Origin of the sequence: Bacillus sp. FJAT-27986 (assembly GCF_001685035.1) — a bacterium.
GTDB lineage: Bacteria > Bacillota > Bacilli > Bacillales > Pradoshiaceae > Pradoshia.
The window spans coordinates 816,324-843,247 of sequence record NZ_MAYV01000001.1; the positions used below are offsets into that span (position 1 = coordinate 816,324).

The following is a 26,924-nucleotide window of genomic DNA, read 5'->3' on the forward strand; positions in this document are numbered from 1 at the left end:
TTTTTGACTGTTCATTCCTCAACTTATGAATGAACAGCTGGTTGGTCATTTTCTAATAGATTTAATTACAATCTCATTACCGATTACACCACAAATTGCCATTTTGTATTCATCTAAAGTATAAACTATCTCTTCTACTATACGTTTTTAATCTCCAGCCATTCATTTTCTAAAATACTCATTTCCCATAAACTCCAGTATTCATCGCCATTTTTACTTGCATCTCTATGTAAACCCTCTTTTACAAATCCTGCCTTTTCGTAACAATCAATGGCAGAGTCATTAAAGTCAAATACTCCAAGACTAACCCTATGTAAGTGAAGTTCTTCAAATGCGATTTTAAGTATTTCTTTAATCATTTGCTGACCGATCCCTTTACCTCTTGTGTTTTTATCACCGATTAGGACTTTTCCAACTCTTGCAGATTCGTTTTTTCTATCAATTCTCCCCAAAGAGATATGTCCAATAACGTTGCCTGTTTCTTGATCAACCACTTTATAAATCAGAGCTTCTGAGTTAGCATGATTGGCATTCTCCATGTACTTTTCTAATTGAGTATCATTCAAGGGATAGTTAAACCCAGGGCCACCCCATTGAAGTAAAAATGCAGGCGAATCAATCCAATTGATAAGCTGTTTAAAATCAGAGCGTTCAAAATACTTTAGTTCTATCATGATTACCACCTCCCCTTAATACTGGTCTAGATATATAGAACATCTCTAATTTAAAGACTTCTTAAATACATAACTTACTTTGTCATAGTTCATCCGCTCTTCATAAAAACGATGGGTATCTTTACGCTGCAATCCTGATGATAAGGATATCGTTTCATAATTGTTTTCCTTAGCCCATTGATGAACATATGTAAGTAATTGTTCACCATATCCTTTGGAACGTTTATTTATATCCGTAACCAAATCACATACCCAAACAAATCGTCCATAATAAAGAGTGATCATCGTTTTAAAACCAATTACCGCAACTATTTCACCCGCATCAACCAAAGCAAACATTTTGTATCTATCGCTTTCTTGTGCATCCAAGACGAGTTCAAGATAGGAGTTTTCATCGAGATGAGTACGCAGCTGCTTCATCACAGGGAATGCTTCAACTATTTCATTTACTGATTTAATTTCTTTAATCGTGAACGGATCCATAATCCACCTCTTATTTCTGAATATTTAGTCATTTTATCTTGCAATTTGCCTGTTCTACTCTATTCTTTAGTAATTCCGACTTCCTTTATTTTTCCCCCAGTAAAAAGCCATGGAATAACTCCCCTCCAAAAGGTTCTAATATATTTTCAACTAAATGGATTACTTGATCCTTTTCTCCTGTCTTATAAAAACAATCAAATGCTTCTACAAATTGGTTTGCAAATAATTCATCATATTAGAGAACGAACTACCCATTTTGATGTGCCAATCCATTGACGGTTTGCTCTTAAGATAAATTCACTTACCAATTCAGCAAGTGTATTGGCTATAAAGAGTTCCTCTGCCCGATTCGTACAGCCTTTAAAATCATCGAGTGCATCCGTAATAAAATAACGCTTCGTATTGATTATTTCGGCTGTCCATTCTTCTGGACCTTTAGCCAGTATTTCTTTAGCCTCTTTTTTAATCGAATCGATTATTCCGCAATCTTTTAAGATTATCCCTTCAGAAATCATTCTTGACAGTGAAGGTCTTGCCCTTTCACAGTCACTTTCAACAAACAGTTTATAAGAGGTTAAATTATATACGAACATTTCAATAGGCCATCCAAATTCAACTAATGACTCTCGATAGGATGAACTGATATTTTTATCGAAAATAACGATATCCAAGTCAGATGTTTCAGTTGCTTCACCCCGAACAACGCTCCCTGCCAATAGAGCACCCTGACAGTTTGGAAAATAAATTTTAATAAACCGTTGCCCGGCTTCAATTGGACTTATTTTATTAAATCCACCCATTGACTCACCTCTGATTCGACAAATTTCTCAATTATTTGATTCTACATTGAGATATGAAATACCTTCCAAAAACCAAAGCTTTATCGAAAACAAAAAAGAACTGGTTGACAGCTCTTGATTTTATTTAATAGTTTCCCATTCTTCTCGCAATAAGCCCATTCTAATTGAATCGTAATATTCGTTATCATAGAAACGGCATTTTCTTAACCTTGCTTCCATTTGCATACCTAATTTTTCTCCAACTTTGATCATTCGCTGATTACCAGACCAGGTTGTGTACCCTACACGAACTAAAGGCATCGTTTTAAATAAATGGTCAATCCATAATTTTAAAGCTCTCGTACCATATCCCCCATTCCAATATTGAGGATTATATATACCAATGCCCATTTCTAGCCACTTTGACGGCTCATGCTCCCAGTAATAACTGACTGTACCAATTATTTTTCCATCTACTTCTATTCCCCAGTAGTAATCTTGATTGATAATCTTATCCCTTTTCTTCAAGTAATCATCATAGGATATAGACTTATGTTCAAAATAGGGGGCATCCCACTTTTTCCATTCAGGAGATTCTTCTTTATAAACTAATTCCCATAAAGAATATAAATCTTCTTCTCTGATTGGCCGAATAATTAACTCATGATTCTTATACATATGTATAATTGAGCCCCTTTCTCTTTTTAAAACTTAATAAGATTAAGCTATTTGAATGGTATTCCTGTTTATTTATTTTCATCTATATCTCCAATATGAATCTACTATTTCTTTTCAACCTCGTATAAATCCTCCCTCTGAATGTATAATCTGACCGGTTATCCACTCTCCTTCTTGAGAAGCAAGGAAGCCAATCATACGGGCTACATCTTCAGGTACACCTATACGTCCCATTGGAAACTTAGGTAAAAGATGTTCCCGAATCTCATCTGTCATCCATGTTGAATCAGTAGGACCAGGGTTTACAGCATTGACTGTAATTCCTAATGATGCCAGTTCAGCGGACAATGACCGAGTGAACGCTGAAATAGCTCCTTTTGTGGCTGCATAAGCTAATTCGTCAGGCATCGCACCCAAGTCCTGACCTGATGTCATATTAATAATTCTGCCTGATTTATATCCAGCATTCTTAAAACATCGAGCAAATTCTGTACATAACAGAAAAGTAGTCCTCATATTAACGGCATAATGGTCATCCAAAGTTTTAGCGTCCAGATTTAGATACCCATCTCTTGTTGAATGGGCTGCATTATTAATCAATATGGAAGGTACACCTAATTCCTCTGAAATACGCTTAATTGTTTCGGAGGCTGCATTTGCATCTGACAGGTCAATTTCCATGCTTTTGCAACGGACTCCGTTAGTTTGTATTTCATTAAAAAAGATTTCAGGCCATTCTTGTTCTGCTTTCCAGTATGTAAAAAATATATCAGCTCCCTGTGAAGCTAGTTTTCTGCAAATGGCCGTCCCAATATCCCTTGAACCACTCGCACCTGTTACTAAAGCTATTTTCCCATGCAAAAAAGTCATGTATTTTCCCTTCCCTAAAGCAATTTGATATTTATACTAGGTATTGTGATTAATCATAATTAAAAACCCATAATTTAACAATAAAAAACCAGCCATATATATACTGGAATAAATCTAAATCTGACAAACTAATAATTGAAAATAAAGAAAAAAAGGGGAGAGAGAGTCCCCCTTTTAGGTACGCGAATAAAATTATAAAAAGATAGACAAGACTGTTAAAATACTAATCGATCCCACCACTACAAGCATGACATTGGCTCCAAGCAAAGAAAGAATGATAGCTGACATCCCACCGATTAATCCTATCCAAATGTTTTCCTGTATAAAAAGCACACCAGGAAAAATCAATGCACCCAGCGTTGCATAGGGGATGTTTTGTAAAAAACCTTCCCAAAATGGAGAGAGCTTCATTTCTTTAAACAAAACAAAAGGCAGCATTCTTGGTATGTATGTAACGAGGGCCATCCCTAATATAAGTATAAAACTAGATGCCGTCATTCACTTGTCCTCCTTTTGCCAATCAACGTATACATCCATTCAACCAGAAAGGCTGATAAAAGCGTTGCCACAATAATTGACCAGCCGGTGGATAAAAGACCCGTTACAGATAATATTGTGTTAAAGATTGCTCCCATACCAGCAAGGAGGAGGATTTTACGGCTTTTCGCCAATGCTGGCATTAACAGAGCAATAAACATCGCATAGAGGGCAATACTCATACTTTCCTGTAAGGCATGGGGCAAACTGGCTCCGAACAAATAACCAACTCCCGTACAGAGAACCCAGCTTACATAAGCAATTCCTCCAAGGCCGAACATATAGCCCGCTGTTATTTTCCCCTTTTTAAAGGATGCGACCGAAAACGTTTCATCTGTAATACCAAATGAATAAATAATCTTTTTCCATAAAGGATCATTCACAGATTTTAACTGAATGGATGTCGCCATTAATAAATGCCGTATATTTAAAATAAATGTAGCGACAATAATACCAATTACACCTGTACCGAGTGACAGCAAATTTAATGCTGTGTACTGAGAAGCACCTGCATATACCAATATACTCATAGCTAAGGCTTCCCCAAATGTTAGTCCCGATGATTTGGCAAGCAGACCAAATGTTAGCGCGATTGGAAAATATCCTATCGCAATACTGATTCCTGCCTGAATCCCCTCCTTAAAATCCGATACACTGCGCTCGGCAACCTGCACCTCCATGACATACTCCTTTCTTAGTCTCTTACGTCAAGATAAAATAAGCTATTCCTAATAATTCAAGGGTTTTTACTCTTATCTACCAAGCTTCTGTAAGAGATTTACGTATTTTACTTATTCTTTTAATGGTTATACCAAAAGTCTGTCTTATCGAACTTATCTTTTGTATTGGAATTTTTTGAATATTGTAGAATTACATTCATCCCTCATATAATGGATTTATGATGAAGATGAAAGTAGGGATACTTATGCAAGGTAATGAAAAAACATTAGGATATGTACGAGTAGTTATTGATGAAGTTGGCAAAGTAGCACATATTTGTCCAAACACTCTGCATCATCCTGATCCAGACGAACAAGAACGTTTACAAAAAATAATTTCAGTTAATCACTTAGATGAAGTTTTCTCTAAAATGGGCCATTCCTATAAAGATTGCCAGGTTTTAGTCGTATTCCACGAAAACAATAACCATGTATGTGTAGAGCATTCTATGACGATTCAACCAAATTTCAAAAGCTTCTGGAGAGAGAGAATCACCAAAAAAATCGAAAAGCATCATGAAAGCATGCGCGATGAAATCCATATCCAGAGCCGAATTGATTTGTGGGAAGATACATACAAAGAAACATTTGTTCCAACAAGAAAGGTTGGCTAAAATAGATGGAAACAGCAAGCATAATGCTTGCTGTTTCTGTTTGTTTACTCCTATACATCTATTATCCCAACAAGCTCCTATCAGAAATTTGCGTATTCCGTTTTAGTTTTTGGAATTCATTCAATAACTGATCAATGGTTAACGTTTGTTTAGAGTTTTGATCTGCTTCATAAATAATTTCACCGCTATCCATCATGATTAATCGATTGCCCAAATCAAGGGCCTGCTGCATATTGTGGGTTACCATTAAGGTTGTCAATTTATGTTCTTTTACGATTTTTTTCGTAAGTTCGGTTATAAGCTGAGCCCGTGATGGATCGAGTGCTGCAGTATGCTCATCAAGGAGGAGTATATCCGGCTCTGTAAAAGTAGCCATTAATAAGGATAGCGCCTGTCTTTCCCCTCCTGATAACAAGCCGACCTTCGCAGATAATCGGTTCTCCAAACCTAAATGAAGCTCCTCTAGTTTTTCTTTAAAAAACAGTCTGCGCTTATTTGTAACTCCGAAACTGAGCCCTGCTCTTTTTGTTCTTGCATAGGCAATGGCCAGGTTTTCTTCGATTGTCATCGTCGGAGCAGTACCTGCCAGAGGATCCTGAAAGACCCTTCCTATTTTTCGGGCACGGCGGTGTTCCCCCGCATACGTCAAATCGGTTCCGTTAAGGATGATTTTTCCTGAATCGGGCAGGATTTTCCCTGAAATTAAATTCATAAGTGTGGATTTACCCGCTCCATTACTTCCAATTACCGTCACAAAATCCCCTTGCTTCAATTCAAGATTAATCTGATTTAATGCCATTTTTTCATCAGGAGAGCCTTCATTAAACACTTTTAATATCTGACTTAGTTGCAGCAAGCTGCTCTCCCCCATTCTCATTTATACTAGGTTTAACTGCTTCAGCATTCAAGACTTTCATTCGATTGCGTCTTTTCCGGGATTTTTTCGTACTGTCTATCCATTTTGGAATAAGAAAAGCAATAATAACAATTACAGCCGTAATTAGTTTCATATCTCCCGCTTCAAGAAACTCCACTTTAAGGGAAAAGGCTACAACCAATCGATATAAAATCGCACCGCCAATAACTGCTAGGGTAGCTCTCGCTATGGATTTGGACCCGAAGACTGCTTCCCCGATAATAACGGATGCAAGCCCAATGACAATCATTCCAATCCCCATTCCGACATCAGCAGATCCAATATACTGTGCAACAAAAGCTCCTGATAAAGCGACCAGCGCATTGGCAATTCCAAGTCCCAGCATTTTCGTCATATCTGTATGAACCGAAAAGCTGCGCACCATTTGCTCATTATCTCCAGTTCCTCGAATGGCAAGGCCTATCTCTGTTTTCAAAAATGCATCCAGCAACATCTTGCCTACGATAACAAATAACATCATCGGTAATACGATAGACCATGTATGCGGAATATAGCCTTCTAATCCAATGTTTGTGAAAAGTGATGCAATCCAGTTATCAATTCCAAGACTCGCCCACCATGTACCAAGCTGAGTAAAAATTGTATCCTCTGATAATAAGGATACATTTGGCTTACCTAGAATTCTTAGATTAATAGAATATAAGGCAATCATCATTAAAATTCCCGATAACAGTGGATTAATCTTCCCTTTTGTGTGCAGTAACCCCGTAATTATTCCTACAAAGAACCCTACAAATATCGCCGAAAACGTAGCAAGGATAGGACTTGTTCCGCCTGTAATTAAAATGGAAGCGACGGCCGCCCCTGTTACAAAGCTTCCGTCCACTGTCATATCAGGAAAGTTAAGAATTCGAAATGATAAGTAAACACCTAAGGCCATAATGCTATAAATAATGCCGGCTTCCACCGAACCAAAAACAGATGCAAACACGTATTAACCTTCCTTTCTGTTTGGATTAATTACGGCTGAAGAACCTTATTCCAGAAATTCAGCTTCCTCTTTAATTTTAGTAAGATCTATCTTCATTTTTTCAGCGGCTGATTTATTAATAACTAATTTCAAATCATTCGGTGCTTCAACAGGCAAGTCCTTCACCTCTTTTTCACCCTTCAGTAATTGCACAGCTTGTTCCCCCGCCTGATAGCCGATATCATAATAATTGAAGCCATATGCTGCAAAGCCACCTCTTTTGACTGAATCCAATTCTCCAACAAATAAAGGAATACTTTCTTTTTCTGCAACCTGGATCACAGACTCGAGTGCGGATACAACTGTATTATCTGTAATGATATAAATAGCATCTACTCTACCCACCAAAGAATCTGCAGCTTGCTTTACTTCAGAAGTGTTTGCAACAGAAACCTTTTCAACAGACACTCCATTTTTCTTTGCTTCATCTTCAACAGTTTTGACCTGAACCTCCGAATTTTGCTCACCGGCATTATAAATCGTTCCTATTTTCGTATAGCCCATTTCTTTTATCAACTTCACTGTATTAGGGATCGCTTCAGGGTGAGTATCTGTTGTTCCCGTCACATTTTTATCCGGTGCTTCCATGCTGGATACCAATTTTGCCCCTACTGGATCTGTAACAGATGTAAATACAATCGGTATATCCTTTGTAACATTGGCTGCAGTTTGAGCACTTGGAGTAGCATTAGCAAAGATTAAATCGACTTTTTCACTCACTAAATTAGTAGCAATCGTTTGATTATTATTTAACTCCCCCTGAGCATTCTGTTCATCATATTTAATGGACAACCCAGAATCCTCAAGAGCCTTTTTAAAGCCCTTTGTGGCCTCATCAAGCGATGGATGTTCAACAAATTGAGAAATCCCTACTGTATACTGTTTTCCTTCTCCATTTTTCTCACCTTCGCCGGACGATTTTTCATCCGAACCACAGCCTGCAAGTGCAATGGTTGATATTACAGCTATACTTGCCAATAAACTTTTCCATTTCATGATATGCTCCCCCACCCTTTATCGCTTTTATGCTTTTATTCGTTAAATTATAGCCTGAAAATTTTAGAATTGCAATAAATAATATAGAATATTCAGACAATAAAGCAGCGGCATATCTGTAAAAATTGAAACTTAAACTATAATATGCTGTTTTTTAGCTGGGTGAGTAGGTTGATTAGTTTTAGCAGGATAAGACCCATAAAAATGATAGATAAATACGGATTAAGCAAAAAAAATTCCCGCATCACTGCGGGTCCAAAGTTCGTTTTTCTATTTTGTTTGCTGCAGCACAGTATTTCTTAAAGCTCTGCGTAAAATCTTACCTGTCGTATTTTTAGGAAGCTCCTCCATAAATTCAATCGATGTAGGTACTTTATATTTTGCTAAATGCTCATGGCAATAGTTGATTAATTGCTCTTCCGTTAAATCTAGGCTTTTGGATACTACAAAACATCGGATGACTTCTCCAAGATTCGGATCCGGAGCCCCTATTACAGCTACCTCCGATACTTCGGGGTGTGCAAATAAAACTTCTTCAACTTCCCTAGGATAAACATTAAAGCCACCGACAATAACCATGTCTTTTTTCCGATCAACAATATAAAAATATTCTTCATCATCTGCACGAGCTAAGTCACCAGTATATAACCAACCATCCTTAATGGTAGCTGCAGTTTCTTCTGGCATTTTATAATAGCCCTTCATGACATTTGGACCTTTAACAATCAATTCCCCAACTTCACCCGCTGGAACCTCTTCACCCAATTCATTTACGACTTTATTCTCAACATGAATGATGGATTTTCCAATAGAGCCAGGTTTTCTAGGGCGATCAATTGGGTTAAAACAGGTAACTGGAGATGCTTCTGAAAGACCATATCCCTCTGACACAATAACATTAAATTTCTTCTCGAAATTTGTTAATAACGCAACCGGCATAGCTGAACCTCCGGAAATACAGAACCTGAGAGTTTTAAAGCTATCTTGATTAGCCTCGGGATATTGCAATAGATAATTGAACATAGTAGGCACACCTGCGAAAAGGGTTACTTCATATTTCTCGGCCACTCTGAACACTTCTTGTGGACTGAATTTAGGCAGGATGATTAATGTACCTCCATTTATTAGTGGCGCATTTAAAGAAACCGTTAAACAAAATACATGGAACATTGGCAGCACCGTAATAACACGGTCATCTTCATTGATCTGTAAGTAATCTGCTACATCCCGGGCATTACTATAGAGATTTTTATGCGTAAGCATAGCACCCTTTGGTTTACCGGTCGTCCCTGAGGTGTACAAAATAAGGGCGGTTTCATCTTCCTCCACTTTCGGGGCAGAAAATTGTCCGGTAGCAATTTTGAGTATATCTGTAAACGGTTTCATTTTGTCGCTGATAGATAGGTTCTGAGGCAATTCATCTGGTCCTGTACCGGACGGACAAACAATCACATGATTAATATCTGGCAGTATCTTTCTCATCTTATCAAACATAGGAATCAGCAAATCCAATGTGATTACTGCTTTTACATCACCATTTTTCAATATGTAGGCTATTTCATCTGGTGTATACGTTGGATTAATCGGGATAGCCGTTGCACCCAATCTCATTAATCCATATAAACCAATTATGAAATGCGGTGAATTACCCAATAATAGAGCAACATTATCTCCTTTGTTTACCCCTAAACTCTGAAGACCATCAGCAAACCGTGTAACAGCTGCATTCAATTCAGCATAACTCGTTTCCTGATCCATAAAAATATAAGCTGGTTTTGTCTTAAACTTTTCTGCCGTTTCTAGAAGTTGGGTTGATAAATTCATATTATTCCCTCCCCTGTTAGAAAGGTGTAAGTTTTGTTAAAATATTCTAAATACACCCAATTTTTATTATAGAAAAAGAACTAGGTATAAGCAACTATTTAATCGAAATCATAGATTAAGCAATCCCTACATTCACAATATTCATAAACAGGATAATTTACCTATAACCTTTATGTTTTCACAAAAATATCGTATTTTTATTGATATAGTTATTTGTATAAATAAAAAGCTTCAAACGGATTTAACCCATTAGAAGCTTTTTGATAGAAAGTATTTTCACTTTTTATTTAATATAAAAGATTAACAAAATCCTCTTTTGTGATATTTCCAAAATAATGACTGATATTCACATCTTTCAATGCATTTTCTAGTTCAGATTTTGAAAATCTAACACCAACTAATCGTTTTTGGATTTCTTCTACATCACCCACTCCAAAGAAGTCACCAAATATTTTGCATTCCTCAATTTTACCTTTAGCTACCTCTAAGCGAACATCTATTTGTCCAACTGGGAAACGATGAGAATGCTGAATATTAAACTTAGGTGATTTTCCATAATTCCAATCCCATTGTTGATAACGTTCTTCAGAGATTTCCATAATTTTTTTCCAGTCTTCATCAGTCCATTGATATTCTTGTACATTCTCCATTCCACCAAAAATATGTTCAAGTAGCTTTTGGCGGAATTCTTCCATAGTCAATGGTTCAGACAGGAACTCGGAAATATTGGCAACTCTTGAGCGAATGGATTTTATTCCTTTTGATTTAATTTTATCTTCTTTCACCTTTAAGGCCGAAACCACATTTTCAATTTCACTGGAAAGCATTAATGTTCCATGGCTGAACATTCTTCCCTTAGTGGCAAATTGAGCATTTCCTGAAATTTTGCGTTCTCCAACTACTAAATCATTACGACCACTTAATTCAGCATTTACGCCTAGTTCCTTCAATGCTTCCACCACAGGTTCAGTGAACTTCTTATAATTATGGAAGCTTTCACCATCATCTTTAGTGATAAAGCTATAGTTCAAATTACCGAGATCATGGTAAACCGCACCGCCGCCGGAAAGTCTGCGGACAACAATAATATCGTTCTCTTCTACATAATCACTGTTGATTTCCTCAATTGTATTTTGGTTCTTTCCAATAATAATGGATGGCTGATTAATATAAAATAATAAATATGATTCATCAATATCCAAATGTTTTAATGCATACTCCTCAATTGCCAAATTAATACGTGGATCTGTTATTCCTCTATTATCTAAAAATAGCATTACTCAATCCCCCTAAAATTAAATATAAATTTGTAAACCAGTCTTGGCTAAATCAATCTCACCCTTATAGACTTTTGCGGCTTGCTTTACCAGATCATTCTGATTCCCGAAGTGCGGCAAATGGGTCAAGATTAAGGTTTGAACTGCTGCATCCCTGGCTATTTCTCCGGCTTGAATGCTGGTTAAATGACCGGCCCTTTCAGCCATATCCATGCCCTCATAAAAATTGCACTCGCATAGTAAAACATTCGCATCCCTGAAAAAAGACACGAGTTCAGGAAAATAGGCTGTATCTGCCGTATAAGCCAATCTTTTGCCCCCTGCTTCAATAACATAAGCATAGCATGGAACGGAATGCTTCGTCTTAAGTGCCTTAACATGGAAAGGACCAATTTGAACAGATTTCCCTTCCACAATAGGTTCCCATACAGTCTGGCTTTTATATGTCAGAGTAACAGCTGTAGCTTTATCTTCCGTATGAGCATATATAGGCAATGGCTCTTTTTCAATTCCTACCATTTGATCGATTAATAATGCATGCTGCAGGACCCCTATATCTGCAATATGATCTGTATGAAAATGTGATAAAAGAACGGCGTCCAAATCGCCTGGTCTTATGTATTCCTGTAACTGAGATAATACTCCGCTTCCACAATCAAGCAGCAATTTAAATCCTTCATGCTCAATCAGATAACCCGAACTGGCTTCTTTCTTCCCAGGATAGCCGCCCCAAAACCCGATAACTGTTAAACGCATTTTATCCCCCCATTAAAAATCAATCTAACTTTATATTGTTTGTTGGCAAATGGCTGTAACGAAATCTATAAGCTATAAAATTCCTATCGTTCTTTCTCATAATCTGTCCTTTTCCATTAATTGCATGCAATTATAACCAATTTCATGGTTATGACTTCGCAAAATCTAATATAGCTTCACACTCAATATATAACAATTAGCCTATTTTTTCATCTTTTTCAAAATTGTCTTAAAACAGTGTTGACTTTCCATATCTGTTATAATACAATGACATTATCAAGCAGTTATATAACAGATTCGAAAATGGATTATCTGTTATAAATCAATTAAAAAAACGGAGGTTTTAAACATGGTACGAAACGTTATGGAATTCTTCAGAAATTTGCCCCCTAAGAAATGTTCAGAATGCGGTGAAAACATTGAAGAACAGCACGAATGCTACGGAATCGTCTGTGATAAATGCCTGCGTCATGTATCTGAATAGTCTTTAAATAATGTTAGCAGCAATCCCCTTTAATCCTGGGGTGCTCATATCGACTGTATTCATACAGTCCCTGATTTTTTAAATTCCCTCTATTTTGCGATTTGCAAAAAACCAGCCAATTATATATGGCTGGTTATTTTTTAGGTTATTTTTAAAGAAAACATAAATAAATCATTCATTTATAAATTCACTTGATAAGAGTTCCTATAGTAAGAAATCCTTTATTGATGTTAACTTTTCAACATATAGCTAAACAATGGTCTGCTTCTGCTTTAAACCCTTTATCAATTCGAATTTCGGTTCTATAGAAGAAAGAATTGTTAATCTCCCCTTTGAAAAAAGACAATAATCCATCTTATAATTCCAATCAACACTATAAGAATTCCATTTGCTATTGTAATAAGTCCTAAAAACGCTCCAAGAATAATAAAGATAGCTCCGAAAAATTAGCATCCTATCTACTATGGATTAGCTCTAATAATGAAAATATAGAGATAGTTACCGATAGCGATAAATATATAAAATTATCAAAGCAAGATTCAACAGACCTATATAAAATTTTAACAGGGGAAACATTAATGAAATAATTCTATATCTTTTATTCCTATCATGGATGTAGCGTTTGTTGATAACAAGTATAGCCCTTCCTTTACATCTCAGATTAATAGTAACAATAACAGCAATCTCTATGAAAACAGTCTTTATAAAGAAACGCTCAAACGGTGGTTCACATCATTTGAGCGTTTCTTCGTTATTAGACTGTCTTCATTGTATTTAGATAAGAAATAACTAGGTTCTAAAATGCAATCCCTTCTAAATAATAGATAGCCTATGTTTTTACACAGCTATCTGTTCTCCCCCGTTGCCGCTAGGGATTGAATCATCGTCATATCTCCAATTTTATTATTCAAGGTGATTGCCTCCTTCTGAATGTGGGTATAAAGCTGTAATAGGACTCATATATAGTACTTCAGAAGCTAAGGAGTGATTGAATATGATAACCTGGATGCTGGCCTTTATATTTTTTATCATACTATTAATAATCGGTGAAACGGCAGGTAATATCTATTTAACAAAATTAATACAATCTTCACATGATCTTGAGGATGCAGCATTGAAAGAGAATTAAATATTTTTCAGCTGATTCTTTTTTATAAAACAAAATGCTGTTCGTAGAGGTTATTACTAATAGCTTAATAAAAAGAGACTATTTTGGTGCCATATCCGAAAAGTTAGAGTAAAACTAACTCCTAGGGTGCGACACCTTATTTGCAATCGCCAGCGTTATCTTTATTTTAATTAACCACTATAGAATTATCTAATGTATTCACTGATATTAATAAAATCCCCTTTGAACTAAACTGTCCTTCGTATTATAAAAAGGGCGTTAATCCGTCTTGGATTAATACCCCACATAGTTGAAGGGGGAAAATTATTTATGGTACTCCATTAACCAACAGTCCTGAAATTTTCCTTCGTGCAATTCATTCTTAGTCAGTATTTTAACCTTTTTAAATCCACATTTTTCATAGCATCTGATAGCCCTTGTATTTCTTAATTGAGGGTCCATCACTACTCTTTCAGCTCCTTTTTCTTCAGTTAAAAAATAAACCATAGATGATACAAGTAATGTTCCAATCCCTTTATTCCAATAATCTATTTCCCCAATAAATTGGTCAGTACCAAAAACATTTTCTTGAAAAAATCCATAGTCATTTTTTGTGTCATCATCCAATTGGTAAAATTGAATATATCCAATTTCGGTATCATCGATTTCCACAATACATCTCACTTCACTATCTTCAGGTGGATAAAAAGCTTTTTCAACTTTTTCTAAATTAAATGGGTTGTCTCTACCCTCATAAAATTCGAGAACCGTTGGGTGTGATAGCCATTTTACCAATAGATATTTATCCTTTTTTTCTAATCTTCGAACCTTTAGATTACCATTTTGAAACAGCATAAATATTCCTCACTTATTATTTATAATAGATAGGTAATTCGTTTCCTTATAGGCAAATTCCTGCAATTAGCTAGCTATCCAGCTAATCCTTCCCCCGATAGTTAAATAAGAAGTAAGTTTAATTGGCAAACAATATCTACGAACAGAGCCCAATAAAAAGATATAAAAAATCCGATTAATTCTTCTCCATAATAAGAGGAATTAATCGGATTTGTTTATTTTGTAAAGTTATAGATTTTTTTCTTTAATAAATGTAAGGACCTGATTCATGGCAGCAATCCCCTGATCAATACAATCAGGCATTCCAATACCATGATAGGATGCTCCGGCCAGATAAATTCCCGGAAGCTCCTTGTCCATTCTTTCTTTAATCATTTTTAAACGATCTAAATGACCGACTTCGTACTGAGGCATCCCTTCATTCCAACGAGTGACGATGGTGAAATCCGGTTTTTCAGTAATTTGCATGATTCTGTTTAAATCATCCAATACAATTTGTTCAATTTCACCGTCTGATAAGTCTACGACTACCTCATCACCGGCTCTTCCTACATAACAGCGCAGTAAAACCTTGCCATGAGGCGTAGTATGCGGCCATTTTTTATGAGTCCATGTACAAGCCGTAATCGTATAATCACTGTTTCTTGATACAAGGAATCCTGTTCCATCAATATCCTCTTTAATCGCGCTTGCATCAAATGCCATTGATACCGTTGCAACCGATGTGGAAGGTATTACCTTAAACGGCTCAAACATCCCATAATCCGGCAGCATTTGCGGAACAGCCTGATGGGGAGTAGCCAATATAGCTGAAATGACAGGTAACCGATCCCCATTATTTAATGTCAGCATATATCCTTCACCTGTTTTAATAATCCCATCAACTCTTGTCCCTTTAAGGATTTGATTTGCTGGAAGCTTTGCTTCAATGGCATCCGTCAATGATTGCAGCCCTTTATTAAAGGTTCGGAACATACCAATTTTGCTATCTCCTGCGTATTTATTGTCTTGTGATACTGGTTTTTTAGGACGGTTCTTTTTTGTACCCAATACAATGCTTCTGTATTTCTTCTCCAATTTTAGCATATCAGGAAACGTGGACATTGTGCTTAACTTGTCGAGATCGCCTGCATAAATTCCTGAAAGAAGAGGCTCAACCAGATTCTCCACTATCTCATCCCCAAGACGGCGCCTTAAAAATTTCCCTAATGGCTGATCGCCTGGCTCTTTAGAACGCGGCAGGATAAAATCCATAGCTGCTCTCATTTTACCTGATAGAGAAAACAGCCCCGTTGTAATAAACGGCCCTATCTCCGTAGGAATCCCCATAACCGATCCACCCGGAATTGGATGAAGGTTATCCTTTACGAGAATATAAGATTTCCCTGTTGAATTTGGAACAATCGTGCTTTCAAGACCCACTTCTTTCGCCAATTCTGTCATGCTCTTCTTTCGAGCCAAGAATGAATCTGGGCCTCTTTCAATGACAAAACCGTCACGTTCTACCGTTTGCATTTTACCGCCAAGCCTAGTTGTAGACTCTATTAGAATTACATTATATGGAAGATTGTCTTCCTTTACTTTTTTATCAAGGTAATAGGCTGCCGTCAGACCCGCGATTCCACCACCAATGATTGCAATATTTTGTTTCGTTGAATCCAATTTTATCGCCTTCTTTTCATTGTTGGTTATCAGTTAAGCTCCATTTTTTTCATAACTGCATCAACCATGGCATTGATGAAATCAGGATGCGTATTCGGCATGGCAGGGCGATAGTATGTTGCGCCTATCTCATCCGTAACCACCTTACATTCATAATCATTGTCATAAAGAACTTCCAAATGCTCAGCCACAAAGCCAACCGGTGTATAGACAAACGCTTTATATCCATGTTGTTCATAAAGATCTCTTGTCAAATCCTGAACATCCGGTCCAAGCCATGGATCAGGTGTATTTCCGGCACTTTGCCAACCAACCGCATAGTTTTCAACGCCTGCTCCTTCAGCAACCAGTTTTGCTGTTTCTTCTAATTGCTGTTCATATGGATCGCCTAGCTGTTTAATTTTTTCAGGTAAGCTATGTGCAGATACGATTAATACCGCTGCTGATCTTTCCTCCGGAGTCATTTGATTAAATGCTTCTTTTACATGGTCAACCCAATATTTAATGAAGTTTGGTTCTTTGTACCAGCTTTCAACTGAAGTAATTTTCATGCCATATTTATCAGCAACATCTTTTGCACGTCCATTGTATGATTTAATGCTGAAAGTGGAATAATGAGGTGCAAGCACAATGCTAACTGCCTCCGTGATTCCGTCAGCATGCATTTTTTCAACAGTATCTTCAATAAATGGCTCAATATGTTTCAAACCTATATAAGCTACAAATTCATATTGATCCTGTACTTTATTTAGCGCTGCTTCCAAATGAGCTGCCTGATCTTCCGTTGTCTTTCCAAGCGGTGAAATCCCGCCAATCGCACGATATCTTGAAGTCAAGTCTTCAAGCATTTCTTCAGACGGCTTTCTTCCGTGACGAATATGTGTATAATAACGCTCAATATCATCTTCCTTATAAGGTGTACCGTATGCCATTACTAATAAACCGATTTTTTTCTTTGTATGTGCCATTATTCAGCCTCTCCTTTTGATGTGATGATAGTTGCAGAATACTCATGTATAAATGCAGTCAGGCGTTTTAGAACTTCAGGATTTACCTCTGGGAAGACCCCATGTCCAAGGTTAAATACATGACCCGGTTCCTGTAATCCCTGTTCGATAATCTCTTTTGCCTTCTTCTCAATGGCATCCCAGGATGAAGTAAGCAATGCCGGATCAAGATTTCCCATTACTGTTTTGTTTATTCCGATATTTCTTGCTTCAGTAATGGACAGCCTCCAGTCAAGACCGACAACATCAAGTGGAAGGCTATTCCATTCCTTAGCCAAATGGCTTGCTCCCACACCGAACATAATCAAAGGAACTCGCACTTCCCTAAGTTCTGTGAATATCCGATTCATAATTGGTTTAATATAGTATTGGTAGTCTTGAACATTTAAGGCACCGACCCATGAATCAAATATTTGGATTGCTTTTGCTCCTGCTTTTACTTGAGCTTTCACATAGATAATAATGGTATCTGCCAGCTTATCCATTAATGCAAACCATGCCTTTGGTTCGGTATACATAAATGCTTTTGTTTTTGTATAATTCTTAGAAGGACCGCCTTCAATCATGTAACTTGCGATTGTGAAAGGAGCTCCTGAAAATCCGATTAACGGGACGGATAATTGTTCTTCAGTCAACAGTTTAATCGTATCGAGAATATAAGGAACATCTTCTTCTGGATTTAATTCACCAAGCTTTTCGACATCGGCTAATGATTGAATTGGATTGTCGATAACCGGACCAATTCCTGATTTAATGTCAACCTGTACACCAATTCCAGGCAGCGGAGACATAATATCTTTATATAGAATAGCTGCATCTACATCGTATTGTTCAACCGGTAGTCGAGTTACATAGGCTGCTAATTCAGGTTGATGAGTAATTTCAAATAAGGAATATTTTTCTTTAATTTTTCGGTATTCAGGCTGAGATCTTCCCGCCTGTCTCATATACCATACTGGAGTGTGATTTACCTTCTCTTTATTAATTGCTTTTAGGAAGGTATCATTGAATTTTTGTCTCAAAGCAGCTCCGCCCCTCTTTTTTACTATATATTTTATATTTTTTTCCTGAATTACATCGTTTAGGCATCAATAACAACTATATCCTTTCAGCCTTTCCTTGTATATAATCGTGAAAAAATTGTCAAAAAATAGACTTAATTTAAACCATTATAGTTAAATGCTCCTTACCTAACAGCAATGTAGGTTATGACTTAACTAATAATGGGTAAATAAAATGTTACAAATTAGAATAATTACTATTAACTAACGACTCCATTATACTAAAATATCTAATCAGGGGGCAAATAATGAACTTCTATATAACGACAGGAACCTTCAGCTTTTTAAAAAGGATACAAGATAAACGAGCAAATTTACCTCTTATTTTATTGAACAATCCTAAAACTGCCGCTCTGATTCATGAAACGGATCAGAAAACAATCTTTTCTTCAGCAAGAAAGTTCGAAGTTTTGGATGGATTCGGTCCACTTAAACAAGAAGGATTTTATGCCCTACATAATATACCTGTTTCTATTGAAGATCGGCCTGCATTTGAATTTGACCTTAAAAATAAATTAGTGTCTATCAAAAATGAAACTGGGATCCATGCGATGCGTATACTTAGCCCTATCAAATCTGATACCTATGTTGTTTTGACAAACTGGAAGAACGAACAGGCCTATGCAAAAGGGGATACAAGTGCACTAGTCCCAAATAAGTCCAGTCTTTTTAACACACAGGTATTGTTTACAGGCAGTCCTTACACTGTCACCTTTCATGCTTACAAAGAAGAAAACAAGTAGGGAAAGGCAAATATCATATTTGAAAACCGTCTACAATGATAACCATACTGACATATCATCTATTTGGCTCCTTAATCATTTTTTATCCTTTTTTAAAATGTCAATCTACTAAACTTATAGAAGTTTTACTAAATTTAGTTTAATAATGGTTAATTATGTAAATAAGGATACTAGGAAACCATGTCATTTAATTAGGGGGATTATATGGAAAAGGAGCTATTTCAAAGATTAGAAGATGATTTCAAAGAAATGGTGGCCATTCGCCGTTATTTGCATAAGCACCCTGAGCTTTCCTTTCATGAAAAGAAAACAGTACAATTCATAAAAAATTTTTATAAAGAATTAAATGTCCCTATCCGAAGCAATGTTGGAGGTGGCGGGATTGTGGCGACCATACATGGTAAATCCCCTGGCAGAACAGTTGCCCTGCGTGCAGATTTTGATGCCCTCCCCATCCAGGATGGAAAAAATGTCTCTTACCGCTCAACAGTCCCTGGAGTCATGCATGCCTGCGGCCATGACGGACACACAGCTTTATTGCTAATATTGGCCAAAGCGATTAAAGAAATGCAGCATCTGTTGGAAGGAACATATGTCTTTATACATCAGCATGCAGAAGAACTTGCTCCCGGTGGGGCAAAATTTATGATTGAAGATGGCTGCCTTGATGGTGTAGATGCCATTTTTGGAACACATCTTTGGTCTCCATTCCCTACTGGATCTATTTATATAAGCCCTGGCCCAATCACCGCCACTGCCGATCGGTTTAAAGTGACCATATACGGTCAGGGTGGTCATGGGGCAGAGCCTCATACTTCAAAAGACTCATTGGTCATTGCGTCAGAAATCGTATCTCTCCTGCAAACTATAACGAGCAGAAGAATTGATCCAATGGAAGCAGCCGTTTTAACAATCGGGAAATTTAAAGCTGGGGAAGCATTTAATATCATACCTGATAAAGCCTTTTTAGAAGGTACTGTCCGAACCTTTGAATCAGAAATTCAAGAACAAATTATTGAGGAAATTGAACGAATTGTTCAAGGTGTCTGCCTGGCAAATAACTGCCAATATGAACTGAGATACTTCAGAGGATATCCTCCAACCATTAATCATCCATCAGAGACTGACTATATTGAATATAAGGCAACCGAAATCGTCGGATGCGAAAACATAAAAAAACTTACACCCCTGTTGGTAGGAGAGGATTTCTCGTACTATCTTCAACAGGTCAGAGGATCTATGTTTTTTACAGGCGCTGCTCCCGAGAACACAGATCACCCTTATCCACACCACCATCCTTTATTCGATTTTAATGAGAAAGCCATGTTAATTGCCGCAAAGACCTTGGGCAGTGCAGCCATCGGTTTTCAGGAATGGCGCTATTTCTAATCCCCTTACTTCCACCAGCAAATTTTATCTTCGACATTTTAATATGAAAAAACAGAAAAAACTGGCATATCTTTAATCGATGCCAGTTTTTAAGCTTAATAATTTTATTTTCAGCCCATTTCCTCTTCAGTAAACCATCTCATTTGATAAGCGTGTTTTGCCGTTTCACCCAATTGTTCAAGCAGCTGATGATTGGCCCAGGCTCCTACAATTGCGCCGATTCCCGGCACCAACTGCATCATTTTTATAAAGTCAATCGAATCCCGGTACTCCTGCTGAAAGCTTTGCCAATCAATTTCCTGGTACAATCCTTTTTTGTTTTCCCAGTCTTCAATCACTGGGAGAAGCTCTTTCCTTTTTTCTAAAGAAGAAAAAGCAAGCTGGAATACTAACAGGATAAATACTCTTTCCTCCCATTTTCTTGGGTCAAAACCATAAAGCTGAGAGATACTAAATAGATACTTTATTTTTATAGATAGAAGCAGTGGAAAGTCCGATAGACCAAGCAATATTCCTCCTGCCCCTGTTCCCGCTCCTTCAATGACTGCTGTTCTTCTATATATATTCAGCATAGATTGAGCCAGCTCTTCCTTTTCCTCGAGCGTATTCCCAACATGGTCTACTTTCTTAAAATAGGTTGAACCGTATAATACGCCGTCCACCATTGTTTTAATAGAAGAGCTAATTATATCATGTACTTTTTGAGGTATCTTTTGATTAATTGCCGTTTGGGCCTGTTTGGAGATACGCATTGCCATACTTGGCTTAGCGCTGATTTTCTTCTTCCATAACATCAAATCCTGCTTGGCTCTTTCCTCGTACCGTTCAGATGACATACAAAACCTCCAATGCCACTCACATTTTTTTCATTGCATACGGTCTGAAAATGAAAATGAACGCAAAACCACTCACTAATGTTACAATTGCCAATTTAACTCCTGCACCAATCAGAACCGTCATAAAGAAAATTAAATTTTGAATAACTAGAACGGTAATGAGCAGTCTAAGAACAGCCTTCCTTCTATAATCTGTATGCAATGGATAAAGATCCATCACCATTTTTTGATCATGATGATGCCAGATTGGCAGGAGCTGTAAACCTGTTATATATAAAAAGAGAATCGCGATAAATAATGTTCCCCATCCCAGATCTGTAAACAGGAATAAAACAGCCGCAATGAAAGTTAACCTCACAAATAAACCTAGATAGTCATTCGCTCTTACAAATGTTCTGGCATATAAATAGCTGAATGGATTGTTAGACTTACCCGAAAGAAGAGTCATAACACCACCAAGCCATCTTCTCTCTGAGATTTTTTCACGTAATTTTGGAACATCCGTAAACAAATTTGCTACTCGATAAAAAGCAGCCATTCTTCCATTCTCTAGCTCAATCAGCTTTTCCCAATGTAAACTTTCCTCTCTTGTGCTTTTCCAATAATAGAAGCAAAGCCCTCCTAAAAGAAGGAGGACAATTCCCATAAAAAGAAAAGACTCATTCTTAACAAGAAAATACACAAAAGCCGCATTTAGGACGAAACGGACTAATCCATCAACGAAAGATGCACTTTTTTCCCTATAGTACAAAACGAACCAGCGCGAACAAAGATTAATCCCCTTTACAATCAACAAAGATAGGAGCATCCACAAGAAGGATACCGTTTGTTCTTGCATTGTTTGCATATACATTGGCATTAATACAGCCAGAACCATGATAAGAATATAGCCCTGCATGACTAAGCTAAATATGATCGATTTTTTTATATAGGATGATAATTTTGACTCGATTGGCAGTAAGAACACTATGTCCGGATCGCGGAAAAACGTTGAAACCGGGCTAATTGTTGTAACTAATCCTAAGAGAATCGCCATAATCCATACGGTTGGAAAATCAGGACTTAATGTTTTAAGCCATTCACTGTAATAGAACCCCGCTCCTCCCAGCAGAATAATCATTACAAAGACCAGATGTCCATTAAATATGAACCGCAAGTATTTAGTTGTCTCCTTCAGATAATTATTAAAACGGTCCTTCCACAATGTTTCCCTATTCATGGCGATCTTCCTTTGTCAATTGCAGATAAATATCATCCAGGGAAGCTCCAGGCATGTTAAATTGATTGCGTAAATCTTCAATATTTCCTTTAGCCCGTACCTCACCTTCATGAAGAATGATAAAGGAGTCACAATATTTTTCAGCCGTAGCCAAGATGTGGGTAGACATTAAGATTCCTGCCCCCTGATTTTTCATATCCTTCATCATATCCAATAAGGATTGGATGGCAATCGGATCAAGCCCAACAAATGGTTCGTCAACAATATATAAAGAAGGCTCAGCAAGAAATGCACACATGATCATTACTTTTTGCTTCATCCCTTTGGAAAAGTGAGCCGGAAACCATTTCAGCCTTTTTTCCATTCGATATTCCTTTAATAGCTTTTCGACTCTTTCTTGATAAACAGACTCTTCTATACCATAGGCCATAGCAGTCAATTTTAAATGCTCTTCCAAAGTCAGTTCTTCATATAAGATAGGGGTTTCAGGCACAAATGAAAATTGTTTGCGATAGTTGTCTTTATCATCCTTAAACTGGCTTCCATTTATCTTGATTTCGCCATTTTTCGGTGTCATTAAACCAATAATATGTTTGATGATCGTTGATTTCCCTGCCCCATTTAATCCAATCAATGCGACAAGTTCATTGGGTTTCACTTCAAAACTCACGTCTTTTAATACAGGTGTTTTTGTGTAACCGCCTGTTATATGATTAATTTCAAGCAATGACATAGAGACAGTCTCCTTTTCTTTTTCTCCCTATCATTGTAACAAACGGTTCCTAAAACGGAAAACGCTAAAAGTAAATGTGGAACTTTTTTGGACATTTAATATGTATATTAGGAAAAAACATGGGCAATCTATAATCAGAGGGGAACAACATTCACTTTACTTCATTGATAAATGGGGTGTTGGTTCGCGATAACGTAAGGCTTTAACCTAGGGTTTGATCAGTGTACTTCTTTCGAAAATGGGGTGTTCGCTAAAGGCCTAGAACCTGAAATTGGGATCAATAATTCCAAGTGTTAAGGGGATGGTTGCATTGGACATAACATGGGAAAACGACAAAATTGCTTCATCTAAACGATTGGAGTAATTGTCAGAGAAGATTCTGTAAGAATATCCAGGAATTAAGCTTCCCCTCGAGGACTTAGGGGCGTAACATTATATGTTGCGTCCCTTTCCTTTTTTCCCGTTTTTGTCTGTGCTACACTAATACATAATGAATCAATAAATAGAAAGGATGTTAACCATGGAAGATTGTATATTTTGTAAAATTATTAAAGGTGATATCCCCTCTGCAAAAGTATACGAAGATGAGCATGTGATGGCATTTTTAGATATAAGCCAGGTCACAAAGGGACATACTCTCGTCATCCCAAAAGTACATAAAGAAAATGTTTATGAATTAACTCCTGAAATAGCAAGCCATGTGTTCCAGGTAGTTCCAAAAATAACTCGTGCCTTGAAGCAGGAATATCAACCGATCGGAATGAATGTTCTAAATAATAATGGTGAACATGCTGGACAATCCGTATTCCACTTCCACATCCACTTGATTCCACGCTATGGACAAAACGATGGGTTTGGCGCTGTTTGGAAAACACATACAAGTGAATATACGGGCGAAGACCTCGCTAATATTGCTGCATCAATCAATCAGCATATACAATAATAAGAAAAATGGCTTCCTTTCAATAGGGGAGCCATTTTTTAATTTTACAGCTAAGAAGGCTGTCTGTCTTATTAGTATACATTCAAACAACCAATGTTCATTTTAAGATACAGGTGTTTTTTGAAAATAACTGTTAACTCAATTGTTAGAATTACAATAAAACGGTATAGTAAGTCGAAATAATGATTTGAGAAATATTTTAAAAATATACTATACTATTTTTATATTATTTATTTATTTATTATTAGATGTAGATGTTACATAATCGTTCAGATAAAAAAGGTGTATTTCTTACAAGCCTATATAAATGCAATTGGAAGGATGATTTACAGTGATTAATATACTGGTAACGCTAAATTCCACTTATTTAAAACCACTTAAAGTAATGCTTCAGTCCTTGTTCCTAAATAACTCACATAAAACCTTTAAAATTTTTATTATGCATACGGATATTAAAACAGAAGAGATTCATTCCTTAGAACAATTTGTCCATAGAAATGGAAGTGAGCTTATAAGTGTTCAGGTGGATGATGGACATTTTCAAGATGCACCGGTTTTAATGCATTATACAAAAGAAATGTACTATCGATTATTGGCCTTCAAGTTCCTACCGAAAAATTTGGACCGAATCCTGTACCTGGATCCGGATATTCTTGTTCTAAACTCTGTTGATGACCTTTATGAGATGGACCTAGGCAATAATTTATTTGCTGCTGCCTGTCATAATAAAATATCAGTAAAAGGAATTAATCAAATCCGTTTATCCCCTTATGAAATAGATGCTTATTACAATTCAGGTGTATTGTTAATGAATTTAAAAGAACAGCGAAAAGTAATAAACGAGGATGAGATTTTTAAATTTGTAGAAGAAAATAAGAAAAAATTAATTTTGCCTGATCAGGATATATTAAACGCACTTTACTCCAAATATATTAAAAATTTAGAAGAAACGATTTATAACTATGACGCCAGATACTACAATTATTATAAATTAATGTCCAATCATAAGATGGATATGGATTATGTAATCCATCACACCGTGTTTCTCCACTTTTGCGGAAAGAAAAAGCCATGGAAACAAAACTACAACGGTAGATTCCATGCTTTATATAAACACTATGATAAAATGGCATCTCGTGGAGCATACGCTATTGGTCAAGAAATCATGCAGCCTTCTCTAAGGAGTAAGCCAATATAAGGCTGTTATTTAAAAGGCTGTTTCGTAAGAATTGTTGCTATTGTTTAATATTTTTTCTGAGTGTGAAAACAGCCACCTCCATACAGGAAGTGGCTGTACTTGTTATTGAACTAAAATGCCCAGATAGTTTAAGGACAAGAAATCAAATGCTCCTCATTGCTTGTCTAAATTCAAACATTACTATCAATTTCCTACGCGAGGTATAAAAACAGCCACCCCTATATAGAACGACTGTATTCCTTATTCAGTTAAAGCCCCTTCAATGGCCTTCGCATGTTGTTATTGCTCAACAGAAAATGAACTTGTGAATTCATTAATTTCTTTGTTCATTTCCTTAGAACGTGTCCAATGAAGATAGTGATGACCCTGTAAGACTACAACTTTACTAGCAGGATGATTAGTTAATTGTGTCTGATAAAAAGACACGTTATTCTTGCCATCCTCTAATCCCTTTTCTTCTTTCGTTGTAAAGAATAAGACTGGAATAGTAGATGGTAACTTCATATCAACGGTTTTATCAATATTTTCTTTTATTTCATTGGCTTCAGCAACAACGTTTTTGTTGTAACCCTTCCATGCGGAAAGTGCCTTGGTCATTTTTAAATTTTTTTGGAATAGGTGCCGTCATCTGCAATAGGTAAAAAAACTTGAGAATTAATATACAATGCTAATCTAGCGATTCCGGTTGGTGCCAGATATTTTAAAAACTTAGGCATTTTAGGTGCATCCTCACTAAAATATTCTAAAGCATGTGGTAATGTCGGGTCGATTCCTATGATACCTTTAACTTCCCCTGGGTATGTATTAGCAAAATACATACTGTAAATTCCTGAAACTGAATGAGGCATCAGAATATACGGGCCTTGTATGTTTGATTTTTTTAAGGCTACTCTTATTTCCTCTACAATGTTTTCAACTGTCCGTTCTTTTTTGGTTATATCACTCCATCCGTATCCAAACGGCTCTACCACTACTACTTTATTATTTTTTGAGATTTCATTTATTAAAGGGTCAAAATCCAATGCTGGTGCTGCTGTTCCGAGCCCGCTTAATAAAACGATTGTGTCAGCGCCCTCACCCTTTGTATAAATGTGTATATTTTCACCATCCACTTCAACTACTTCCCCTATGGGTTGGTATTTTGTTTGTTCATATACTGTCATAATATTACTAAAGGTAATCCAAATAACAAACGCTGCTAGAATGGAGAATAAAATATTTCTTAAAACTATCCAAATTCGATATCTTTTTTTAGTTTTCTTCATTACTTTTTATGACCCACTTTCTTTTTATCTATCATAAGTTAGCAACAAGATAATAGAAATGAGCCTCAGAAGTATTTTAAGATAAGTCTTAAGCCTTATAAAACTCTACATCTAATTTCATAAAACCCTCAAGATAGAATCTCCCATATTAGAGTTTTAATTTATTCCATTAACCTGTGTTGATCCTAACAAGTTATCTCCACGCCCCCTGCAATTAACCTAATAGTCTGATTATTTATTTATTTTTATCTCCTTTTGTTGTAGAATATGGTGGAATTCACTCACTTTAGTACTGAAAAGTATTATA

At 36.6% G+C, this 26,924-nt stretch carries 28 protein-coding genes and 1 pseudogene; 7 read left to right on the top strand and 22 right to left on the bottom strand.

Annotation, left to right across the window (positions count from 1 at the left end):
- Positions 1-137: 137 nt before the first annotated feature.
- From A8L44_RS03930 to A8L44_RS03960, 7 genes and pseudogenes are all read right to left on the bottom strand, one after another.
- A complete protein-coding gene (locus tag A8L44_RS03930; protein ID WP_066101794.1) occupies positions 138-674 on the bottom strand; it encodes a GNAT family N-acetyltransferase in 537 nt (178 codons plus the stop codon).
- A 45-nt stretch (positions 675-719) separates the two neighbouring features.
- Complete coding sequence (locus tag A8L44_RS03935; protein WP_066101797.1) at positions 720-1,157, bottom strand: GNAT family N-acetyltransferase; 438 nt, start codon at positions 1,155-1,157, stop codon at positions 720-722.
- Positions 1,158-1,242: 85 nt separating this feature from the next.
- Positions 1,243-1,939: pseudogene (locus tag A8L44_RS03940) on the bottom strand (nucleotidyltransferase domain-containing protein).
- 138 nt (positions 1,940-2,077) lie between these two features.
- Positions 2,078-2,614, bottom strand: a complete 537-nt coding sequence (locus A8L44_RS03945) for a GNAT family N-acetyltransferase (RefSeq protein ID WP_066101801.1) — start codon at positions 2,612-2,614, stop codon at positions 2,078-2,080.
- 114 nt (positions 2,615-2,728) lie between these two features.
- Positions 2,729-3,484, bottom strand: coding sequence for an SDR family oxidoreductase (locus A8L44_RS03950; RefSeq protein WP_066101804.1), 756 nt, complete (start codon positions 3,482-3,484; stop codon positions 2,729-2,731).
- A 192-nt stretch (positions 3,485-3,676) separates the two neighbouring features.
- Positions 3,677-3,982: an AzlD domain-containing protein gene (locus tag A8L44_RS03955; RefSeq protein ID WP_066101807.1), complete on the bottom strand. Its 306-nt coding sequence runs from the start codon at positions 3,980-3,982 to the stop codon at positions 3,677-3,679.
- Positions 3,979-4,701, bottom strand: coding sequence for an AzlC family ABC transporter permease (locus A8L44_RS03960; protein ID WP_066101810.1), 723 nt, complete (start codon positions 4,699-4,701; stop codon positions 3,979-3,981). The genes A8L44_RS03955 and A8L44_RS03960 overlap by 4 nt, the downstream gene beginning before the upstream one ends.
- A gap of 245 nt (positions 4,702-4,946) precedes the next feature.
- On the opposite strand from A8L44_RS03960, the gene A8L44_RS03965 reads away from it, so the two are divergent.
- On the top strand, positions 4,947-5,354 hold the full coding sequence (locus A8L44_RS03965; protein WP_066101814.1) for a hypothetical protein: 408 nt from the start codon (positions 4,947-4,949) through the stop codon (positions 5,352-5,354).
- 61 nt (positions 5,355-5,415) lie between these two features.
- Here the strand turns inward: A8L44_RS03965 and A8L44_RS03970 are convergent, their stop codons facing one another.
- The 6 genes from A8L44_RS03970 to A8L44_RS03995 all read right to left on the bottom strand — a co-directional run bounded on the left by A8L44_RS03970 (position 5,416) and on the right by A8L44_RS03995 (position 12,114).
- Positions 5,416-6,210 (bottom strand): ABC transporter ATP-binding protein, encoded by a 795-nt coding sequence (locus A8L44_RS03970; protein WP_066101815.1) that lies wholly within the window; start codon positions 6,208-6,210, stop codon positions 5,416-5,418.
- Positions 6,176-7,222, bottom strand: coding sequence for an ABC transporter permease (locus A8L44_RS03975; RefSeq protein WP_077247966.1), 1,047 nt, complete (start codon positions 7,220-7,222; stop codon positions 6,176-6,178). The genes A8L44_RS03970 and A8L44_RS03975 overlap by 35 nt, the downstream gene beginning before the upstream one ends.
- A 45-nt stretch (positions 7,223-7,267) precedes the next feature.
- A complete protein-coding gene (locus A8L44_RS03980; RefSeq protein WP_066101818.1) occupies positions 7,268-8,257 on the bottom strand; it encodes an ABC transporter substrate-binding protein in 990 nt (329 codons plus the stop codon).
- A 270-nt stretch (positions 8,258-8,527) separates the two neighbouring features.
- Complete coding sequence (locus tag A8L44_RS03985) at positions 8,528-10,081, bottom strand: fatty acid--CoA ligase family protein (RefSeq protein WP_066101819.1); 1,554 nt, start codon at positions 10,079-10,081, stop codon at positions 8,528-8,530.
- 287 nt (positions 10,082-10,368) lie between these two features.
- Positions 10,369-11,358 (bottom strand): lipoate--protein ligase, encoded by a 990-nt coding sequence (locus A8L44_RS03990; RefSeq protein ID WP_066101822.1) that lies wholly within the window; start codon positions 11,356-11,358, stop codon positions 10,369-10,371.
- Positions 11,359-11,376: 18 nt separating this feature from the next.
- Positions 11,377-12,114, bottom strand: coding sequence for an MBL fold metallo-hydrolase (locus A8L44_RS03995; protein ID WP_066101825.1), 738 nt, complete (start codon positions 12,112-12,114; stop codon positions 11,377-11,379).
- Positions 12,115-12,463: 349 nt separating this feature from the next.
- Here A8L44_RS03995 and yhfH point away from each other — a divergent pair, with 349 nt between their 5' ends.
- The gene (gene yhfH / locus A8L44_RS18420) at positions 12,464-12,598 is read left to right on the top strand and encodes a protein YhfH (protein ID WP_077247967.1); all 135 of its coding nucleotides are present in this window, start codon (positions 12,464-12,466) and stop codon (positions 12,596-12,598) included.
- A 994-nt stretch (positions 12,599-13,592) separates the two neighbouring features.
- A complete protein-coding gene (locus A8L44_RS19310; protein ID WP_257468976.1) occupies positions 13,593-13,727 on the top strand; it encodes a hypothetical protein in 135 nt (44 codons plus the stop codon).
- A 303-nt stretch (positions 13,728-14,030) separates the two neighbouring features.
- Here A8L44_RS19310 and A8L44_RS04000 read toward each other — a convergent pair whose 3' ends face one another.
- From A8L44_RS04000 to hemE, 4 genes are all read right to left on the bottom strand, one after another.
- Positions 14,031-14,561: a GNAT family N-acetyltransferase gene (locus A8L44_RS04000; RefSeq protein WP_066101830.1), complete on the bottom strand. Its 531-nt coding sequence runs from the start codon at positions 14,559-14,561 to the stop codon at positions 14,031-14,033.
- Between the two features lie 228 nt (positions 14,562-14,789).
- Positions 14,790-16,223 carry a protoporphyrinogen oxidase gene (gene hemY / locus A8L44_RS04005; protein ID WP_066101833.1) on the bottom strand — a complete coding sequence of 478 codons (1,434 nt, stop codon included), beginning with the start codon at positions 16,221-16,223 and terminating at the stop codon, positions 14,790-14,792.
- Positions 16,224-16,252: 29 nt separating this feature from the next.
- Complete coding sequence (hemH, locus tag A8L44_RS04010) at positions 16,253-17,191, bottom strand: ferrochelatase (RefSeq protein ID WP_066101838.1); 939 nt, start codon at positions 17,189-17,191, stop codon at positions 16,253-16,255.
- The gene (hemE, locus tag A8L44_RS04015; protein ID WP_066101841.1) at positions 17,191-18,252 is read right to left on the bottom strand and encodes a uroporphyrinogen decarboxylase; all 1,062 of its coding nucleotides are present in this window, start codon (positions 18,250-18,252) and stop codon (positions 17,191-17,193) included. Before hemE ends, hemH begins: the two co-directional genes overlap by 1 nt.
- A gap of 287 nt (positions 18,253-18,539) precedes the next feature.
- Between hemE and A8L44_RS04020 the strand changes: the two genes are divergently transcribed.
- Together A8L44_RS04020 and A8L44_RS04025 are read left to right on the top strand one after the other, a co-directional pair.
- Positions 18,540-19,034, top strand: coding sequence for a hypothetical protein (locus tag A8L44_RS04020; protein ID WP_066101844.1), 495 nt, complete (start codon positions 18,540-18,542; stop codon positions 19,032-19,034).
- Positions 19,035-19,238: 204 nt separating this feature from the next.
- Positions 19,239-20,423: a M20 metallopeptidase family protein gene (locus A8L44_RS04025; protein ID WP_066101847.1), complete on the top strand. Its 1,185-nt coding sequence runs from the start codon at positions 19,239-19,241 to the stop codon at positions 20,421-20,423.
- Between the two features lie 110 nt (positions 20,424-20,533).
- Here A8L44_RS04025 and A8L44_RS04030 read toward each other — a convergent pair whose 3' ends face one another.
- Genes A8L44_RS04030 through A8L44_RS04040 form a run of 3 tightly spaced genes read right to left on the bottom strand, consistent with a single transcriptional unit; the run spans position 20,534 to position 23,211 of the window.
- Positions 20,534-21,259: an EcsC family protein gene (locus A8L44_RS04030; RefSeq protein WP_066101850.1), complete on the bottom strand. Its 726-nt coding sequence runs from the start codon at positions 21,257-21,259 to the stop codon at positions 20,534-20,536.
- 19 nt (positions 21,260-21,278) lie between these two features.
- The gene (locus A8L44_RS04035) at positions 21,279-22,478 is read right to left on the bottom strand and encodes an ABC transporter permease (RefSeq protein ID WP_066101853.1); all 1,200 of its coding nucleotides are present in this window, start codon (positions 22,476-22,478) and stop codon (positions 21,279-21,281) included.
- The gene (locus A8L44_RS04040; RefSeq protein ID WP_066101856.1) at positions 22,471-23,211 is read right to left on the bottom strand and encodes an ABC transporter ATP-binding protein; all 741 of its coding nucleotides are present in this window, start codon (positions 23,209-23,211) and stop codon (positions 22,471-22,473) included. Before A8L44_RS04040 ends, A8L44_RS04035 begins: the two co-directional genes overlap by 8 nt.
- Positions 23,212-23,731: 520 nt before the next feature.
- Between A8L44_RS04040 and A8L44_RS04045 the strand changes: the two genes are divergently transcribed.
- Together A8L44_RS04045 and A8L44_RS04050 are read left to right on the top strand one after the other, a co-directional pair.
- Positions 23,732-24,154 (top strand): HIT family protein, encoded by a 423-nt coding sequence (locus A8L44_RS04045; RefSeq protein WP_066101859.1) that lies wholly within the window; start codon positions 23,732-23,734, stop codon positions 24,152-24,154.
- A gap of 331 nt (positions 24,155-24,485) precedes the next feature.
- Positions 24,486-25,352, top strand: coding sequence for a glycosyltransferase family 8 protein (locus A8L44_RS04050; RefSeq protein WP_066101862.1), 867 nt, complete (start codon positions 24,486-24,488; stop codon positions 25,350-25,352).
- A 279-nt stretch (positions 25,353-25,631) separates the two neighbouring features.
- Here A8L44_RS04050 and A8L44_RS19430 read toward each other — a convergent pair whose 3' ends face one another.
- Positions 25,632-25,949, bottom strand: a complete 318-nt coding sequence (locus A8L44_RS19430) for a hypothetical protein (RefSeq protein ID WP_368072417.1) — start codon at positions 25,947-25,949, stop codon at positions 25,632-25,634.
- 2 nt (positions 25,950-25,951) lie between these two features.
- Positions 25,952-26,617 (bottom strand): alpha/beta fold hydrolase, encoded by a 666-nt coding sequence (locus A8L44_RS19435; protein ID WP_368072418.1) that lies wholly within the window; start codon positions 26,615-26,617, stop codon positions 25,952-25,954.
- Positions 26,618-26,924: the final 307 nt, after the last annotated feature.